Below are 16114 nucleotides of genomic sequence, written 5' to 3'. Positions count from 1 at the left end.
GTCAACCTCCGCCGAGCAGCGCGGGAATCTTCTCGAACATCGAGTTGGTGAAGGCGACCGATTCGGCGATCATCCAGTGGCCGCAGATCAGCAGGGCCAGGGCGACGGCGACCGCTTTCGGCACGAACGACAGGGTCACTTCCTGAATTTGAGTGATCGACTGCATCAGCGAGATGGCAAAACCCACCACGAGCGCGGTGATCAGCACGGGAGCCGACAGTTTCGCGGCCAGAATCAGCGCCTGCAGGCCGATATCGAGCACCGCATTGGTATTCATGTGGCCAGCTGATAACTGCCGATGAGGCTCGTGATGATGAGCCCCCAGCCGTCGACGAGTACGAACAGCAGAATCTTGAACGGCAGCGAGATCATGACGGGCGGCAGCATCATCATGCCCATCGACATCAGCGCCGCGGAAACCACAATGTCGATGACCAGGAACGGGATGAAGATGACGAACCCGATGATGAAGGCGGCGCGCAGTTCAGAGATCATGAACGCCGGAATGAGGGTGAGCAGGGTCACGTCGTCGGGATTGTCGGGGTTGGGCTGGTCGGCAGCCCGGGTCATCAGGGCGAGGTCTTCGCCGCGGGTATTGGCCAGCATGAACTGCCGCAACGGCTCCGAACCGAGGTTCAGGGCATCGGTGAAGTTCAGCGAACCGTCGAGGTAGGGCTGAAGTGCCACGTTGTTGATGTCGGTCAGCACGGGAGCCATGATGAAGAGCGACAGAAACAGGGCGAGGCCGGCGAGCACCTGGTTCGGCGGAATCGACGGCAGCGCGAGGGCGTTCCGGGTCATGGCCAGCACGACGAAGATCTTGGTGAAGCTCGTCATCATGAGCAGCAGAGCCGGCGCGACGGACAGCAGGGTGATACCCAGCAGGGTCACGATCGCTGACGAAGGTGCACCGTCGGGTCCGTTGATGTCCACGCTCAGCCCGCCGCCGCCGGTGTCGGACGGGTCGGTGGGGTCGGTCGGCAGAGTCGGGTCGATGGGGCTGTCCGGCATGGCCGGGTCGACCGGCAGGGCGTGCACGACGCTCACGCTCAGCCAGACGAGGGCTGCGGTGATGACGAGACCACAGAGAATCAGCAGGCCGAGCCGGGCAGAAGCCTGACGGTGTACCTGCCGGTCGACCGCGGAGTTCACCGTCCCTGCCGAAGCAGCGCGGCGGTCTGGCGCCAGGTTGATGGTGACAGGATCGACCCGGCCAGCGGGGCGGGGCGGGTCGGCGTCGGGGCCGGGGCGGCGTCATCCGCTTCGGCCGTGGCCAGGGAACGGGCAAAGGCGTCGCTCGCGTCGGGGCTGCCGAGCGCTGCCACAGCGGTCTCGAGGGTCGACGTGGAGACGGCAGCGACGGATTTTTCGTGCAGCACAGTCACGGCCTGCTCGGTCACGCCGAGAACGAGACGGGTTCCGTCGACCTCCACGACGACAACGGATGCCTTCTGCCCGATGGGTTGCCGGCCCACGACGGTCACCGGGTTAGCGATACCGTGCGCGCGTGCCCCGCGCGACAGTCGTCGCTGCAAGTACCAGAGCAGTGCGAGAACCACGCCCAAGGACAGGACGACGCGCACCGCGACTATAAGGGTGTCCACTTACGACAGGCCATCCGCGACATCGAGAATCTGGGTGATACGCACGGCGTAGTCCTGGTCGACGACGACGATTTCACCGTGCGCGATCAGGCGGCCGTTCAGCAGAATATCGGCCGGTGCACCGGCGGAACGGTCCAGTTCGATGACCGCGCCGGGCTTCAGCGACAACACGTCGCGCACGGACATGCGGGTGCGCCCGATCTCAACGGTCAGGGACATTTCGACGTTGCTGATACGCCCAAGGTTTCCCATGGCGACGCGGCTAGAGGCCGTAACGGGCCCGCCGACAACGCCGTTCTGGCGCACTCGAATGGCGAACCAGCCGGTCACGACGCCGCCGGCACTCAGCTCGAAGACGTCGGTGTCGTCGGCGGCGAACAGCGCCGAGGCGTCTTCTACCCTCGATTCGCCGAGCACGCCGATTCCGAGCACGCCGGAGGCGCTCTCCAGGGCCGGACGCAGAACATCCTGACTGGAGACGAGCTGGGAGTTCGCCCCGGCGGCGGCGTCGAGGGAGGCCGAGTCGCTCAATACCACGGCCAGGTCAGCGGAGGTCGTGCCCACAAACGAGGCGACCACGGCGGAACCAGCGCGCGAGCTCAGCTCGGCACTGCCTGTATGTGGCACCGCCAGCAGCGGCACCGACGTCGGCAACACGCGGATGAGAGCGTCAACGGCGACTTCGGGAATGGATCGGGTAGAAATCATTGAGCTGTCTCCTCGGTATCAATGACGATGCAGGCCAGCCGTGAACCGTTTGCTCCCACGGCCGCGCGGGCGAGCGACTGGCCGTCGACGGTCAAATTGAGCGGACGATGCTGGGGATGCGGAACGTGCAGAACATCGCCGACGGCCAGCGTCAGAATGCGACTGGGCAGTACGTGGGCCGTCTCCAGCCGGAGCGACACGTCGACCGGTACGGCCGCGATCTGGGCCTGCAAAAATTCGGCGGCATTCGACGTGGTGCTGGTGGGGTTCGCTTCGCCGAGTTGCGGCATCAGGGCCGCAGCAGGAATGGCCACCGTCGCCGTCGCCGTCACCTTCTCCACCCGAATGGCAAAGGTCGCGACCACCATCAGATCGCCGGTTGCGGCCGCCTGGGCAAACTGCGAGTTGTACTGGATCGCCTCGACCCCCATCTCGTCGACGAGCAACGGTCCGAAGGAATAACGCAGGTCTTCGAGGCTTTCGGCGATGAGCTTGCGAATCAGGGCGAGCTCGATCTGGGTGAAATTGCGTTCGGCGATCACGGGGATGCTGCTGTTGCCGCCAAGCATGTGGTTCACCCAGGTGAGTGCCGACGTGGTCGGAAACTGGATGACGGCTCGGGCCTCGAGACCGGCGACCGTGCACAGCACCATGGCCGTTTTCGGCGGCAGAGAGCCAGCGTACTCGTCGTAGGTGGCCATGAGTACCTGCTCGCAGGTGACCATGCAGAGCACGCGCACACGTGCGGTCAGCTGGGTGCCCCACTGCCGGGCGAACGTTTCAAAGGCCAGTTCCAGAACACGAGCGTGTTCCCGAGCCAGGGTGGTGGGACGCCGAAAGTCGTACAGCTCAACGCTCTTCGCCGCTTTCGCGGGCGCACTGCTGTCGACCTGATCCTGGACTGTCACGTTGGGACTATCGGCGGGGTCAGTCGAATGGTAAGGAGTCTCAGCCCGCGGATGCAGCGCGTCTGTTCCGGGTCAATCCTTCCCGGCCACACCGGGGATGAGCGCCCGCACGCTGTCCGGCTGGTCCGACAGCAGCACGACATCGACCCGGCGGTTCTGGGCCATGTCGTCGAGGGTTGATCCGGTGTTCACCGGCTGAGCCGAGCCGAAGGCGACAGCGGATATCATCTCTCCGCCAATCCCACCCTGCTCCACCAGACGACGCAATACCTGCGTCGCCCGGCTCGCGGACAGTTCCCAGTCCGTGGCAAACGTCGCGGACTGGCCGTGTTTGTCGGCGTGCCCCTCGACCGATATCTTCTGCCCGCTGGCCACCATCGCCGGAGCGGCAGCATCGAGCACCGCAGTCGCCGCCGCGGTGAGCTGGGCGCTGTCCGGTGCGAAGAACGTTTCGCTGCCAACCAGGCCCAGTGTCAGGCCACGGTCGGTGATGTGAAACTCGACCAGTTGGGCCACACCGGCTGCGGTCAGATTGGCGGTCACAGCAGCCTCCAGCTGATCGAGCTTCGCCACCTCCTTCTCGGCCGCTTCGGCGTTCGCGGTGGCCACGGCCGTGGCCTCTGCCGGGTCGATTGCCTCGGACGAGTGGGTGACTTCCGTGGGTGATTCGCCCTGGTTGTCGATGAGGTCGGCCGGAACGACGACTCCCTCGGCGGTATCCACCTTGCCAGCATCGACGGCCCCGAAGCCGGTGGCGAGGGAGTTGGCCAGTTGCTCGTATTTGTCCTGGTCGACGGTCGACATGGCAAACAGAACGATGAACATGCACATCAGCACCGTGACCATGTCCATGTAGGAGGCCATCCACCGTTCGTCGGGGTGGACGTCCTCTTCTTCGACCATTTTGCGCCGCGTGGCGCGCACACTCATGCTGCTTCGGGAAGGTCTTTGTCTTTACCCTTTCCCTTACCCTTGGCTTTGATCTTTCCTGCGGGCGCATCGGCATCCGCTGCGCCATCTTTATCCTTGGCGCCGACCTTGGGCAACAGCTCGGCCGGAACCATGGCCCGCAGTCGTTCACCGAGCAGCCGCGGCTGGCTTCCGGCCTGCACGGCCAGGGCGCCTTCCATGACCAGGGTCATGCGGTCGACGTCGAGGTCGGCAAGACGGCGCAGCCTGGAGCCGATCGGCAGCCAGATGAAGTTGGCGGACAGCAGGCCCCACAGTGTCGCGACGAACGCGGCCGCGATCATCGGGCCGAGGGTAGCGGGCGTGTCGAGGTTTTCGAGGACGTGGGTCAGAGAAACGACCGTGCCAATGATGCCGACAGTCGGGGCGTAGCCGCCGAGGCCGGTAAAGAATTTGGCCGCGTTGCGGTTGGAGCGTGCCTTGGTTGCGATCTCGTCTTCGAGCAACATGCGCAGTTCGTCACCGTCGGTGCCGTCGGCGATGTTCTGCAGGGCCCCCCGCAGAAACGGATCCTTGACGGTGTCGGCTTCCTGGTCGAGGGCGAGCAAGCCGGAACTTCGAGCGGTTTCGGCCAGGCCGACGACCTGGTCGATGACGGACTGCGGCGGCGTGGTCTTCCCGCGGAACGCACCCGGCAGCGCCTTGAAGGCAGAAGTGAAATCCTTTATTGTGCCGCCAGCGAGCCCGACCGCGATGGTGGCGCCGAAGACGAGGATCATGGGAGCCGGCAGCAGGATTGACATGACCGACGAATGCTCGAGGGTGATCATGGCCAGGAGCGCGCCAAAGGCGAGCACCAGACCGATCAGAGTTGCGGGATCCACTAGAGCTTCCTGGGGCCTCGTGGCAGGTCCCCGGCGGTCGGGTCATACGCGAGCGCGATCACGTGCGCCCGGTAGCTCGCGATCTTCTCGATCACTTCTTCCATGGACTCGGTGACGATGAAGTTGGCACCGTCCACCATGACCAGGGTGGTGTCCGGGTTCGCATGGATGCGTTCGATCAGGTCGGGGTTAATCGCAAAGTGACTGTCGTTCAGCCGCGTTAGTACGATCATGTGTTCATCCCTGGGTCAGAACACCGCAAGCGAGGTGTCAATCAGTACTGTCGGCTGTTTGTGGACCGGCGTAAGGCATCCGCTCAGTGGACAATTTTGACGGGTGCACGGCCCTGCCCACCCACGAAAATCGTCTACTGAGCGCGGCGGGGCGAACCGCACCAACCGCGACGGCTCAGATTGCGCGCGATTCGAGCCACGAGTTGGGACTCCTGACGCAGATCGTCGGCGTTGACGCGGGTGACGTGCAGCCCTTCCGACTCGACGTCGGCTGTACGGGTGAGGTCGCGGCGCCACTGTCGTTGGTCGGTGCGATGCTGATCTCCCTCATATTCGAGGAGCTCGCCGAATTGTTTGAAGTACAGGTCGGCACGACACAGGAACCGACCCGATGCGGCAAAGATGTTTTCGTTGACGAGGGGTTGAGGGAGCCCGTTCGTCACCACGATCACACGCAGCTCGGATTCGGGCGACGACTCGCTGCGAGCTGGGGCGGCAGCGGCGCTCCGAACAGGTGCGCGGCCGTGTGGTGACTGAAGAACGCGCCCACGGGCATCCGCTGTGCGAAGGCGTTGCATAGGTCTCGCGTGCTGGCGTGAGCTGATGCGGGTGCGCGCACTCCCCAGAACGGGCGGGCGAGGTCGCTGGCCCGCAGGCGACCGGGTGACAAGCCGTGCGCAGCGCCCTGGGACACGGCGAATGGGCCGGCAAGGAGGTGGGGCGGGAGCATTCGGCGCGTGGTCATGCCATGAGGATGCCGCATTCTGCCCCGAGGTCTGATGGTTATGCACAGGGCGGCGTTCACTCGACACAATTGTGGGGTGCGGACGGTTCCGCACCCCACAAACGTGTCTACTGAGCTAGCGCTTGAGGTTGGTCAGCTCCTGCAGGACCTCGTCCGAGGTCGTGATGATGCGGGCGTTGGCCTGGAACCCACGCTGGGCGACGATCAGGTTGGTGAATTCCTGCGACAGGTCGACGTTGGACATTTCGAGGGCACCGCTGGTGAGGGAGCCCATGCCGGCCGCGCCGGGGGTGCCGAGTTCGGCCGCACCCGAGTTGAACGTGGCGCGGTAGGCCGAGGAGCCGGCCTTCTCCAGGCCGCCCGGGTTGACGAAGTTAGCGAGGGCGATGCGACCGATGGCCTGCTGCTGGCCATTGCTGAACAGGCCGACCAGGGTGCCGTCGGCGCCGAGCGTGTAGCTGTTCAGCGTGCCAGCCTCGTTGCCGTCGTCGGTCTTGCCGGCAACCGTGGCGAGTCCGGAGAAGCCCTTGAGTTGGGCCAGGTCCATATCGATGCCGTCAACTTTCAGGGCGCCGGAGGCGGTGAAGTTACCCGTGGGGCCGTCGGCGTCGGTCTCGGCGGTGAGCTGCACGGGGGTAGGCGTCGTGCCGTCCGCCAGCTTGGATTGCCCAACGGTCCAGCCATCCGGCGTTGCGGTACGCGTGAAGGCCAGCGACACCGTGCGGGAGTTGCCGAGGTCGTCGAAGACATCGACGGTGCGGGTGAGGACGGTACCTTCGGCGGAATCCGACGGCAGGTTGCCGGTGAACGTCGCGGCGGTAGAGGCCTTAGCCGGCACGATTGCGCCGACCGGCAGGGTAATGTTGCTGGTCGCCCCGCTGGCGTTGACGACACCGTTGACGGCGCCCCAGCCCTGCACGATCGCGCCGTCGGGTGAGACCAGTCGGCCGGCCGAGTCGAAGTTGAAGGACCCAGCGCGGGTGTAGAGGGTTTCACCGCCGAGCGAGGTGACGAAGAAGCCATCGCCGGAGATCATGAGGTCGGTGGTCTTGCCGGTGGACTGCGACGATCCCTGGGCGAAGTTGGTTGAGATTCCGGCGACCTGCACGCCGAGGCCGACCTGGGCCGGGTTGGTACCACCGGCGGTCGGCGTCGCGCCGCCGGCGGCCTGGGTCAGCTGTGACAGGGTGTCCTGAAACTGGGCCGCGGACGCCTTGAACGCCGTCGTGTTGACGTTGGCGATGTTGTTGCCGGTCACGTCGAGCATGGTCTGGTGTGAACGAAGGCCGGAGATGCCGGAGTAGAGAGAACGAAGCATGAGGTGCTGCCTTTCGGAAAAAAGTTATGCGGTGAAGTTGATGGGTCGAGGACAAGCCGCGGATCAGGCCGCGGTCGTCGCCTCCGCGGTGGCTTCCGCGCCTTCGGTGTCGTCGGCAACGACGGCGCTGGTCACACCGGAGATGACGTCGAGGGCCACCGGTTCCCCGTTGACGGTGACCATGGGCACCGGGCCAGCGAACGAGACGGACGACGCGAGCCCGGTGATTTCGTCGCCATCGGCATTGGTATAGGTGACCGTCTCCCCCACCAGCGCGGCCGCCGAGGTGCGCATCTGCAGGGAGAAACCCTCCTGGCTCGCGGTGGCCATTTCGGTGAGCTTCTCCATCATGGCGAGCTGGGTGGTCTGGGCGATCATCTCGTTGGTATCCATCGGCGAGCTGGGATCCTGGTTTTGCAACTGGGTCACCAGCAGCGACATGAACACCTCCGAGTCCATGGACTGGTTGGGCGTACGCGTCGTGGTCGTGGACGTGTACATTCCGGTCGGAGCGGCGGCATTGCCTGCCAGGGCATCGATTGTCACGGTTGTTCTCCTAAGCCAGTACGTCGATAGTGTGGGTGGACCCGAATCGGGACGCGCGGTTCTCCAGCGGAGTGTCCGGTGCTCGCTCGGCGGGACTCCGAGCGTTGGGATTGCGCCCGTCGGCCTCCGAGCGGGGCTGGCGGGTGGCGCCGGGATCGCCGGCCTCGCTGTCGCTCGACAGGTCGAGCTGGGCGCTCAGCCCGGAACCGGCGAGGTCCCGGCGCAGGTCAGGCAAAATCACGCGCAGCGCATCACGGGCCAGATCGGTGGGAGCGAACAGCTCCACCCGAATGCCCTCCCCCGTCACGTGCGCCCGCACGGTGACCGGCCCGAGGTTGTCGGGCGTAACGCTGATGGTGAGCACGTGCTCACCCGGCGCAGCATTGGTCAGCGAGAACAGCGGCTTCATGATCTGCGCGGTGAGCGGCACGGCGGCAGCCGGCGCGGGCGCTGCAACCGGCGTGGCTGTGCTGGTCGCCAGCGCGGTCGGTGCAACGCTGGGCAGAGCGGATGCCGTCGGCGCGACGGCCTCCGTGCTCGTGGCGTGCACCCGCACGGCGTCGGGCAGCGCGGAGCGCGCCGACCCGTCGGTGGCCGCGGCGACGCTTTGAGCCGCACCGGCGAGGCTTTGTGCCCCACCGGTCGGCGCGGCGGGGTTCTGTGCCGTGCCGGGCACGGGCGGCGTGGCGGCCGGACTGAGTGCGCTCGCGGGCGTCGCTGAATCTGCGGTTGTCGAAGGGGCCTGGGGCGGCAGCGTCGCGGCATCCGCTTCGGGGGACGTTGTCGGTGCGGCACTGGAAGCGGTTGCACCGGCGTCGGCGGTGCGACCCTGGGCGGCCCGCACGGCAGCGACCGGAACGGCGGCGGCGGCCACTGCGACGACCGCCGCCGCAAGCGGGACGGCGGCGGTATCAGCAGCGGGCACCGCAGCGGCGGCGTTCGCTGCGGCGTTCGGCACAGCCGTGACTGCTCCAGCGACGTGGGCGGAAGCTACACCCGAACCGCCCGCCGTCGCCGGCGCGGCAACCGACGCGGTCAGGTCGACATTGGTGCTCCCCACGGCGTCAACCGACGGGCCGGGAGCAGCAGTGCTGCCCGCGGTACTGTCCGCAACGGTACTGTCCGCCGCCGGGAACGCGGCTGCGGCAGCGGCAGCCCAGGTCAGAGCTGGGGAAAACGCCACCGGGGCGGTTGCATCCGCCGGGGAACCGGCCGCAGTGGCCTCGGCCGCGGAATCCTGCGCGGGGTCCGTCTTCTGCTCCGTTGACGACGTCGCCGCCTTAGGGCCCGATGTCGACGAGGCGGCGCTGCGATCGGTGAGGGTGCCTTGCAGAATAGAGCCGAACGCTTCAGCGCCCGACGAAGCCGAGCCCTGACTGGTGTCGCGCGGGGCCGGCGCGGTAGCCGGCCGAAATTGGCCGAGGGTGAGGGTCATAGTGCACTTCCCGTGACGGTTGAATTCTGCTGGGCGAAAGCGGCGAAGGCGGCGCTGAGCATGTCGGTGGAGCCGGTGCCGGCGGACTGGGTGGTGGTGGGGATGATGCGGCGGATAGTGGTGATATCGGCATCCGTCATGTAGGCCTCGCGCAGGCACACGGTGCGGCCCGGATACGGGGCGTGGATGACCTTGTTGTCGCCGGCGTAGATGAGAATGTGGTCGCCACCGCCGGTGACGATGAGGTCGCCCGGCTGGGCTTCGGCGAGGGAGGCGACCTCGGTGCCCATCTTCATCTGACCAGAAACGAGGCGTGGCAGTTCTATTCCGATATCGGCATATACGGTTTGAACGAGTCCGGAGCAGTCCATTCCGCTGGAATCTTCTCCGCCGAACACGTAGGGCACGCCGAGATATTTCTCAGCGGACGCCACGACGTCGGTGCCGGTCGCGCCGTTGGCCGATCCGGTCGCACTGGTTGCACTCGTTCCGAGCGCCGCAGCGAGGGTAGCCGCGAAACTATCAGCCGAAGCGGATGCCGCTGCCGTCGTCGCTGCGGTCGTCGCTGCGGCCGTGGTCGTGACCCGTTCGGTCGACACGCTGGAGAGCTGCTGCAGGGTCGCCTGAATCTGGCTGACTCTGCCCATGGCCGCGATCATCGTCATAGTGTCTCCCCCTCGTTCAGGCTTGCCGAGCGGCTGCGGTGCCAGCGAGCTCCGGCAATCTCGTCGAGCACGGTCTGCTCGGCGTGCAGGTCTTCGGCCAGCACTGCGGCCGCGTGCCGGTCATGCAGTTTCTCGAGCGCGACCGACTCGGCCCGGGCGGCGTTGTAGTTGGACTGGGCGGAATCGAGGGTCTCCTGGTGGTTACGCCCCATGGCGTCGAGCTCAGCGAGCATGCTGCGCGACGACGACCTGGCCGCGGCCATGGCGTTGAGCGCGGCGATGGTCTGCGGAGTGTTCCCGAGAGCGCCCAGGGCCGAGCGGGCACGACCCCGGCGGGCCTGGAGCGCGGCCACGCGGGCATTCGCCTCGGCGAGGTCGAGGGCGGCCTGGTCCTGCTGCAACTTACGCAGACGCAGCAGCCCGGCCAGCGGAAAGAGGCGGCTCATGCGACAGCCCCGAACGCGCGGGTCAGCCGGGTGAGCTGGGACCAGGCCTGCTCGCTGGGAGTCTGGTCGTCCATCCGCTGTTGCAGAAAAGCGTTGATGGCCGCGCCGTTCTCAACGGCCGCATCGACCAGCGGGTTCGTGCCGGGCCGGTAGGCGCCGACGTCGAGCAGATCCTGCGCGCCCTGACGAGCCGCCATGACCTTGCGCAGCGTCGTCGCGATCTGGTTGCGTTCGGGGCTGTTGACCCGCGACGCCACGCGCGAAATGGAAGCCAGCACGTCGACCGAGGGAAAATGGCCGGTGATAGCGAGCTTGCGGTCGAGAACGACGTGGCCGTCGAGGATAGAGCGCGCCGCGTCGGCGATGGGTTCATTGTGGTCGTCGCCGTCGACGAGCACCGTGTACATTCCGGTGATCGAGCCTGTCTCACCGGTACCGGCACGTTCCAGCAGCCGGGCCAGCACCGAGAACGTCGACGGCGGGTAGCCGCGAGTGGCTGGCGGTTCCCCGACCGAAAGCCCGATTTCGCGCTGCGCCATGGCCACGCGGGTGAGCGAGTCCATCATGAGCATGACGTCGGCGCCCTGGTCGCGAAACGATTCGGCGATGCGGGTGGCGGTGAATGCGGCGCGCAGCCGCATCATCGCGGGTTCGTCGGAGGTCGACACGACGACGATGGAGCGGGCCAGGCCTTCTGGGCCCAGGTCGTCCTCGAGAAACTCGCGAACCTCACGCCCGCGCTCCCCCACCAGTGCGATGACCGAGACCTGGGCATCCGTTCCGCGGGCGATCATCGACAGCAGGGACGACTTTCCAACGCCGGAGCCGGCAAACAGGCCCAGACGCTGACCGCGGCCAACCGTCGTGAGAGTGTCGAGAACGCGCACGCCCAAGTGCAGCGGGGTCGTGATGCGCGCCCGGTGCATGGCCGAGGGGCTGTCATGTTCCAGGGAGACGAAACCGTCTGAATCGAGCGGGCCCTTGCCGTCAATGGGGCGGCCCAGGCCGTCAATGACGCGCCCGAACAGGCCACGGCCGGTGGGCACGAGCAGCGGCGAGCCGGCCGATCGCACGCGGGCACCGGCCTGCAAACCGGTGATGCGGCCAAGCGGCATGCATCGGATTCCGGTCTGGGTGGTGGCGACGACTTCAGCGTCGATACCCGCCTGGCCCGGTCGGGCGCCGAGCGTGACGATGTCACCAATCGCCGAGCGCAGGCCTCGCACCTCCACGCCCAGACCGACAATGGACGACACGACACCGACCCGCTCCGGGCGCCCGGCTTCGATTGCCTGCACGAGCTGCGTGGCGCGTGGGCGCCAGGTGGTGATCATGCTTCGACCTCGGCGAGAGCGGCCTTTGCGCGGGCAAAGGCCGTGCTGATACGCGCGTCGAGAAAGCCGTCGCTGAACTCGGTGATGGCGTCACCGCGCTTGAGTCGGGAATCCCCAACAAAACGGATGCTCTCCAGCGCGCGCGTTTGCGCGCCCAGCACCACGAGGTCATCCGGGTGCATGCGAATGCTGTGCACCTCGCTGCGGTCGAGCTGGTCTGGCTGGTGCAGGGCACGCTCCAGAGCGCGGCGGGCCGACGGTTCGGTATGGCTGAGTTCACAGCCGAGAATGGCTTCGGCCAGTTGCAGGGACGTGTTGACGAGCGTGGCTTCCGCCTGCTGAATGAGCGGAATGCTTCGTTCATTGAGGGCGCGGGCGGCGGCAGCGAGCAAACGCACCGCGCTGTCGACCTGCGCTTCACCGTAGCGTTCGTTCTCGGCGTGCTGGGCGTTGATCTCGTCGGCGCGCCTGGCGACGTCTGCGGCCGCCAGCCGTAGCCCCTCGGTGTACCCGGCGGCGTGACCCTCGGCGCGCGACTGCTCGTCGACGCGATCCTGCTCCTCGTCGCGCAGTCTCGGAAAGGCCATGCGGCCAAACCCGGTGTCAGTTGACATATTCGTCCTCGGCACCGCGTTGCACGGTGATGCTGCCCTGTGCTTCCATGTCGCGAATAGCGCGCACGATTTCGGCACGGGCGTCTTCGACCTGACGCATCCGCACCGGTCCGAGGCTTTTGGTTTCGTCGTCGAGTACGTCGCGGTTGCGCTCGGAGAGGTTGGCGCGGATGACCTCGGTGACGGCATCGGACGTGCCCTTCATGGCCATGGCCAGCACGGTCGTGTCGATGCCGCGCAGTACCTGCTGCACGTCCCGGCTCTCCAGCTTGACGATGTCGGCAAAGGTGAGCATGCGAGAACGGATCTCCTCGGCCAGGGCCGGGTCACGTTCCTCGAGGCCTTCCAGAAGTGCACGCTCGGTGGCGGCATCCGCTCGGTTGATGATGTCGACGAGCGGCTGAATTCCGCCGACCACTTCGATGCTCTCGCGCGCGACAATTTTACCGGTGCGAAGTTTGAGCGTGTCCGTCACGACCCGAATGGCTTCGGGCGTCGCACTCGACATAGTGGCGATGCACTGGGCGACGTCGGTGCGGAGGCCCGGTTCCATGCTGGCCAAAATAGCGGATGCCTGGTCGCGTCGCAGGTGCGCCAACACCAGTGCAATGGTCTGGGGCATCTCGCCGTCAAGCAGGTTGAGCACATCGCCGGGCTCGGAGGGATCCAGAAATTCAAAAGCCTTGCCGGCCATGGAGGTGGCGACGCGGTTCATGACACCGGCCGCGCGTTCGGCACCGAAGGAAGCCTCAAGCAGACCGACGGCGAACTCGTGCCCGCCGCGGGACAGCCGACGACCCTTCAGGGTGATTTCGTGAAATTCGTTGAGCGTGGACTCGGCGACGGCCGGGTCCACGTTGCGCAGCTGCACGATTTCGCCGGCGATGACTTCGGCTTCGATGTCGCTGAACTGCTTCATCACCTCCGTTGCGCGCTGGCGATCCATGTTCATGAGTACGACGGCAACTTTTTGGGTGCCGGTCAGTGCTGTGCCTGGCTCGTTCATGCGCGCTGCCGGTCATCCATCAGGCCACGCAGGAACTCGGCCGTGCTGCGCGGGTCGGACTGCGCCAGGGAATCGATCTCGGCGCGGCGCACGTCGGTGTCGGTCGGCACGAACTTGACAGTCGGGATGATCTTGGTGGGGGTGTCGGTCGGATTGTCGAGGAACAAGGAGCCGGCGGATGACGTCACCGAGAGCGGAACAGTGGCCTCTCCGAGGGCGTTCTGCATTGCCGTGAGATCGCCGATCTCCACCGATTCCCGGCTCTGGCGACGTGACCGGCGTGCGTAGAGAATGAGGCTGACCACGAGGGTGATGACGATGCCCGCGGTGATCACCGACACCCGCAGAATCTCGGCGAACTGTGCGGCGGCCGCGGCATCCGCTGCTGCCTTGAGCGCTGCAGCTGCTGCAGCGGCACCCGTGGTGTCGAAGGCCATGACTTCGACGGTCACGGCGTCGCCGCGCACGGCGTCGATTCCCGCGGCCGAGGTGACGAGCGAGGTGATGTCGGCCACATTGAGCTTGGCGGCGGCGGCGGCATCGACGGCCACGGAGACCGTCTGCCGGGTGATCGCTCCGGCCGGAATGGTGCGGTTCTCGGTGACCTTGTTGACGGCGTTGTTGCGGGTCGTCGACTCGCTTGAGAAGGTGCCGTCGGTGGCGCCATCGGCCACGGGGGCCGTGTCGGATCCGAGCACGCCGGCGGCGCTGCCGCCGGCTCCCGAGTAGGTCTCGGTGTCGACGGACTCGTTCAGCGCGGGCGCCTGGGTTGGGCTGGTGAAAGACTCTTCGACCCGATTGGCTGATTCGTAGCTCATGTCGGCGGCAACGACGACGGTGGCGTTGCCTGCACCGACAACCTTGTCGAGCATGGCCTGCACGGAACTGCGCACGCGGGTCTCATAGTCCGAGGCCTGCTGGTCGGCTCCCCCGGTGGCACCAACGCCGACGGCAGAGAGCACGGTGCCAGTCGAATCGACGACGGCCACATCGGCGGCGGTCATGCCGTCGATCGAGGCGCTGGTCAGGTGCACGATGGCCTGAACCTGGTCGTTGGAGAGGGTGACGCCGTTCTGGGTTTCAACGAAAACGGATGCCGTTGGGTCGTTTTTCTCCGACACGAACACGCTGTCTTTGGGGATGGCGAGCTGCACCGAGGCCATCTTGACACCGTCGAGGGCACCGATGGTCTTGGCCAGTTCGCCCTCGAGCGCTCGCTTGTAGGTGACCGACTGCTGAAACTCGCTCGAGGTCACGCCCATGGTGTCGAGCAGGGAGTAACCGCCGGTGCTCGAGGTGGGCAGGCCGGCCGAGGCCGACTTGATGCGTTCGTCGTAGACACTCGCTTCGGGCACCAGAATCGTGGCGCCGCCGTCGGCAAGCTCGTATTCGACGCCGTCGCTGCGCAACTGCTCGACGATGCTGTTGGCGTCTTCGCCGCTGAGGCCGGAGAAGAGGGGCGTGAAAGCCGGCTTGGTGACCCACATGCTGAGTGCGGCGATGCCGAGCACGAGCACGGCGACGCCGATGATGGCGACGGTGCGCTGGGCAATGGTGAACTCGCGAATCGCGTTTCCGAAGCGCTTGAAGACGCTGGTGACTTGCCGGGGCATCAGGCTTGCATCCTCATGATCTCGTTGAACGCGTCGACGCCTTTGTTACGCACGGCGGCGACGAGTTCCATGGTCACCTGGGCGCGGGTGGCGGCGATGGTGGCGGTGTGAATGTCACCCAGGTCACCGGTGACGGCCTGAATGGCAAGAGTATTCGAGGTGCCCTGAAGCTGCTGCAGGTTGTCGACGGCACCCGAGAGGGCGGTGCCGAAACCCGAGCCGTCGGTGCGCTGCGTGGCGGTCGTGGCTGAGCTGCCCATGACACCCGAGAGGGCGGTGGTTGCGTTGATGGCGCCAAGTGGCATCAGCCACGTCCGATCTGTAGTGCGGCTTCATAGGCGGTCTTGGCCCGGTCGACGACGGCGGCGTTGGCCTGATAGCCGCGCTGGGCCATGATGAGGTGGCCCATCTGCTCGGCCATGTCGATATCGGGGTAACGCACGTAACCATCGGCATCGGCGAGCGGATGCTCCGGCTCGTACACCAGGGTGCCCTCGGCACCGCCGAAGGCGGCCGTGGTGCTGGCGCCCACGTTGCCGGGGCCCTCCTGCGCGAGGATATAGCGTTCCTGAAAGGCAGCATCCGTTGTGGCGGTCACGGTGTTGGCGTTGGCGAGGTTGTCGGCGATGGCGTCGAGCCACTTGCGGTGCAGCGTCATGCCGCTGCCTGCGATTCCGATGGCGTCGACCATCAGGCGGTCTTCATCGCGGCGCGAATCGACGAGACCGGGCCTTCGACGGCCTTGGCGGCAAACTGGTAACGCAACAGCGCGTCGATGTTGGCGAGGGTCTCGGTGTCGAGGTTCACGTTGTTGCCGTTGAGCAGCGTCGGGTCGAGCGAACGCTCCGTCGTCGCGGCCGAAACACCGTTGCCGTCAGCGACCGATTTGGCCAGTGCGTTCTCGAACGAGACGACCTTGGCGTGGTAATCGGGGGTGTTGACATTGGCGATGTTATTCGCGATGGTGCGCTGGCGCAGCGCAAGGCCGTCCAGGGCGCTCGTGAGGGCCAGGGAGGTCACGGAATCAAGCATGATTACCCGCTTCGTCGACAGAATGACAAGACGGCCAATCCGTGGCCCGGTGGTGAGCAATCCGTGCTCACTCCTTGCTATCGGTCGCCACGACAGATGGGTAAGGAGTTCGTA

22 protein-coding genes are annotated in these 16114 nt (G+C 66.2%); all 22 read right to left on the bottom strand.

All coding sequences use genetic code 11. The features are described from left to right. Window position 1: 1 nt before the first annotated feature. The gene (gene fliQ / locus E3T35_RS05705) at window positions 2-277 is read right to left on the bottom strand and encodes a flagellar biosynthesis protein FliQ (RefSeq protein ID WP_092339727.1); all 276 of its coding nucleotides are present in this window, start codon (window positions 275-277) and stop codon (window positions 2-4) included. Continuing rightward, entirely contained in the window at window positions 274-1152 is an 879-nt protein-coding gene (gene fliP, locus E3T35_RS05700; protein WP_369827362.1) for a flagellar type III secretion system pore protein FliP, read from the bottom strand. The genes fliQ and fliP overlap by 4 nt, the downstream gene beginning before the upstream one ends. Next, complete coding sequence (gene fliO, locus E3T35_RS05695; RefSeq protein ID WP_092339726.1) at window positions 1149-1604, bottom strand: flagellar biosynthetic protein FliO; 456 nt, start codon at window positions 1602-1604, stop codon at window positions 1149-1151. Before fliO ends, fliP begins: the two co-directional genes overlap by 4 nt. Continuing rightward, complete coding sequence (gene fliN, locus E3T35_RS05690) at window positions 1605-2312, bottom strand: flagellar motor switch protein FliN (protein WP_134346707.1); 708 nt, start codon at window positions 2310-2312, stop codon at window positions 1605-1607. After that, the gene (locus tag E3T35_RS05685) at window positions 2309-3220 is read right to left on the bottom strand and encodes a flagellar motor switch protein FliM (RefSeq protein ID WP_174775005.1); all 912 of its coding nucleotides are present in this window, start codon (window positions 3218-3220) and stop codon (window positions 2309-2311) included. The genes fliN and E3T35_RS05685 overlap by 4 nt, the downstream gene beginning before the upstream one ends. A gap of 72 nt (window positions 3221-3292) precedes the next feature. Continuing rightward, window positions 3293-4150, bottom strand: coding sequence for a flagellar motor protein MotB (locus E3T35_RS05680; RefSeq protein ID WP_174777084.1), 858 nt, complete (start codon window positions 4148-4150; stop codon window positions 3293-3295). Further along, window positions 4147-5013, bottom strand: coding sequence for a motility protein A (locus tag E3T35_RS05675; protein WP_134346706.1), 867 nt, complete (start codon window positions 5011-5013; stop codon window positions 4147-4149). Before E3T35_RS05675 ends, E3T35_RS05680 begins: the two co-directional genes overlap by 4 nt. Then, window positions 5013-5246, bottom strand: a complete 234-nt coding sequence (locus E3T35_RS05670; protein ID WP_092339723.1) for a flagellar FlbD family protein — start codon at window positions 5244-5246, stop codon at window positions 5013-5015. The genes E3T35_RS05675 and E3T35_RS05670 overlap by 1 nt, the downstream gene beginning before the upstream one ends. 134 nt (window positions 5247-5380) lie before the next feature. Beyond that, window positions 5381-5692, bottom strand: a complete 312-nt coding sequence (locus E3T35_RS05665) for a hypothetical protein (protein ID WP_134346705.1) — start codon at window positions 5690-5692, stop codon at window positions 5381-5383. Between the two features lie 2 nt (window positions 5693-5694). Then, window positions 5695-5991, bottom strand: a complete 297-nt coding sequence (locus E3T35_RS05660) for a hypothetical protein (protein WP_134346704.1) — start codon at window positions 5989-5991, stop codon at window positions 5695-5697. A gap of 115 nt (window positions 5992-6106) precedes the next feature. Continuing rightward, on the bottom strand, window positions 6107-7309 hold the full coding sequence (locus E3T35_RS05655) for a flagellar hook protein FlgE (protein ID WP_134346703.1): 1203 nt from the start codon (window positions 7307-7309) through the stop codon (window positions 6107-6109). Window positions 7310-7372: 63 nt separating this feature from the next. Beyond that, window positions 7373-7855 carry a flagellar hook capping FlgD N-terminal domain-containing protein gene (locus E3T35_RS05650; RefSeq protein ID WP_370449191.1) on the bottom strand — a complete coding sequence of 161 codons (483 nt, stop codon included), beginning with the start codon at window positions 7853-7855 and terminating at the stop codon, window positions 7373-7375. 10 nt (window positions 7856-7865) lie between these two features. After that, window positions 7866-9290: a flagellar hook-length control protein FliK gene (locus tag E3T35_RS05645; RefSeq protein ID WP_134378110.1), complete on the bottom strand. Its 1425-nt coding sequence runs from the start codon at window positions 9288-9290 to the stop codon at window positions 7866-7868. After that, window positions 9287-9955 carry a C40 family peptidase gene (locus E3T35_RS05640; protein ID WP_134346701.1) on the bottom strand — a complete coding sequence of 223 codons (669 nt, stop codon included), beginning with the start codon at window positions 9953-9955 and terminating at the stop codon, window positions 9287-9289. The genes E3T35_RS05645 and E3T35_RS05640 overlap by 4 nt, the downstream gene beginning before the upstream one ends. After that, window positions 9952-10401 carry a flagellar export protein FliJ gene (locus tag E3T35_RS05635; RefSeq protein ID WP_134346700.1) on the bottom strand — a complete coding sequence of 150 codons (450 nt, stop codon included), beginning with the start codon at window positions 10399-10401 and terminating at the stop codon, window positions 9952-9954. Before E3T35_RS05635 ends, E3T35_RS05640 begins: the two co-directional genes overlap by 4 nt. Beyond that, window positions 10398-11735, bottom strand: coding sequence for a FliI/YscN family ATPase (locus E3T35_RS05630; protein ID WP_134346699.1), 1338 nt, complete (start codon window positions 11733-11735; stop codon window positions 10398-10400). Before E3T35_RS05630 ends, E3T35_RS05635 begins: the two co-directional genes overlap by 4 nt. Further along, window positions 11732-12349 (bottom strand): FliH/SctL family protein, encoded by a 618-nt coding sequence (locus E3T35_RS05625; RefSeq protein ID WP_134346698.1) that lies wholly within the window; start codon window positions 12347-12349, stop codon window positions 11732-11734. Before E3T35_RS05625 ends, E3T35_RS05630 begins: the two co-directional genes overlap by 4 nt. Further along, window positions 12339-13355 carry a flagellar motor switch protein FliG gene (gene fliG / locus E3T35_RS05620; protein WP_092339715.1) on the bottom strand — a complete coding sequence of 339 codons (1017 nt, stop codon included), beginning with the start codon at window positions 13353-13355 and terminating at the stop codon, window positions 12339-12341. The genes E3T35_RS05625 and fliG overlap by 11 nt, the downstream gene beginning before the upstream one ends. After that, window positions 13352-14968: a flagellar basal-body MS-ring/collar protein FliF gene (fliF, locus tag E3T35_RS05615; RefSeq protein WP_134346697.1), complete on the bottom strand. Its 1617-nt coding sequence runs from the start codon at window positions 14966-14968 to the stop codon at window positions 13352-13354. Before fliF ends, fliG begins: the two co-directional genes overlap by 4 nt. Then, window positions 14968-15273 (bottom strand): flagellar hook-basal body complex protein FliE, encoded by a 306-nt coding sequence (gene fliE / locus E3T35_RS05610; protein WP_092339713.1) that lies wholly within the window; start codon window positions 15271-15273, stop codon window positions 14968-14970. The genes fliF and fliE overlap by 1 nt, the downstream gene beginning before the upstream one ends. Next, window positions 15273-15662 (bottom strand): flagellar basal body rod protein FlgC, encoded by a 390-nt coding sequence (locus tag E3T35_RS05605; RefSeq protein WP_092339712.1) that lies wholly within the window; start codon window positions 15660-15662, stop codon window positions 15273-15275. Before E3T35_RS05605 ends, fliE begins: the two co-directional genes overlap by 1 nt. After that, window positions 15659-16000, bottom strand: coding sequence for a flagellar basal body protein (locus E3T35_RS05600; protein ID WP_134378109.1), 342 nt, complete (start codon window positions 15998-16000; stop codon window positions 15659-15661). Before E3T35_RS05600 ends, E3T35_RS05605 begins: the two co-directional genes overlap by 4 nt. Window positions 16001-16114 lie beyond the last annotated feature (114 nt).

It is taken from the genome of Cryobacterium sp. TMT1-2-2 (assembly GCF_004403505.1).
GTDB classification, from domain to species: domain Bacteria; phylum Actinomycetota; class Actinomycetes; order Actinomycetales; family Microbacteriaceae; genus Cryobacterium; species Cryobacterium flavum.
The sequence above is the reverse complement of the archived record's forward strand: the minus strand, read 5'-3'. Positions and strand labels throughout refer to the sequence as shown.

Bases quoted from the DNA above. Each gene is read 5' to 3' on its own strand.
- fliQ (WP_092339727.1), bottom strand. From the start codon at position 277: ATGAATACCAATGCGGTGCTCGATATCGGCCTGCAGGCGCTGATTCTG.
- fliN (WP_134346707.1), bottom strand. From the start codon at position 2,312: ATGATTTCTACCCGATCCATTCCCGAAGTCGCCGTTGACGCTCTCATC.
- E3T35_RS05680 (WP_174777084.1), bottom strand. From the start codon at position 4,150: ATGAGTGTGCGCGCCACGCGGCGCAAAATGGTCGAAGAAGAGGACGTC.
- E3T35_RS05670 (WP_092339723.1), bottom strand. From the start codon at position 5,246: ATGATCGTACTAACGCGGCTGAACGACAGTCACTTTGCGATTAACCCC.
- E3T35_RS05660 (WP_134346704.1), bottom strand. From the start codon at position 5,991: ATGACCACGCGCCGAATGCTCCCGCCCCACCTCCTTGCCGGCCCATTC.
- E3T35_RS05655 (WP_134346703.1), bottom strand. From the start codon at position 7,309: ATGCTTCGTTCTCTCTACTCCGGCATCTCCGGCCTTCGTTCACACCAG.
- E3T35_RS05645 (WP_134378110.1), bottom strand. From the start codon at position 9,290: ATGACCCTCACCCTCGGCCAATTTCGGCCGGCTACCGCGCCGGCCCCG.
- E3T35_RS05640 (WP_134346701.1), bottom strand. From the start codon at position 9,955: ATGACGATGATCGCGGCCATGGGCAGAGTCAGCCAGATTCAGGCGACC.
- E3T35_RS05635 (WP_134346700.1), bottom strand. From the start codon at position 10,401: ATGAGCCGCCTCTTTCCGCTGGCCGGGCTGCTGCGTCTGCGTAAGTTG.
- E3T35_RS05630 (WP_134346699.1), bottom strand. From the start codon at position 11,735: ATGATCACCACCTGGCGCCCACGCGCCACGCAGCTCGTGCAGGCAATC.
- E3T35_RS05625 (WP_134346698.1), bottom strand. From the start codon at position 12,349: ATGTCAACTGACACCGGGTTTGGCCGCATGGCCTTTCCGAGACTGCGC.
- fliG (WP_092339715.1), bottom strand. From the start codon at position 13,355: ATGAACGAGCCAGGCACAGCACTGACCGGCACCCAAAAAGTTGCCGTC.
- fliF (WP_134346697.1), bottom strand. From the start codon at position 14,968: ATGCCCCGGCAAGTCACCAGCGTCTTCAAGCGCTTCGGAAACGCGATT.
- fliE (WP_092339713.1), bottom strand. From the start codon at position 15,273: ATGCCACTTGGCGCCATCAACGCAACCACCGCCCTCTCGGGTGTCATG.
- E3T35_RS05600 (WP_134378109.1), bottom strand. From the start codon at position 16,000: ATGCTTGATTCCGTGACCTCCCTGGCCCTCACGAGCGCCCTGGACGGC.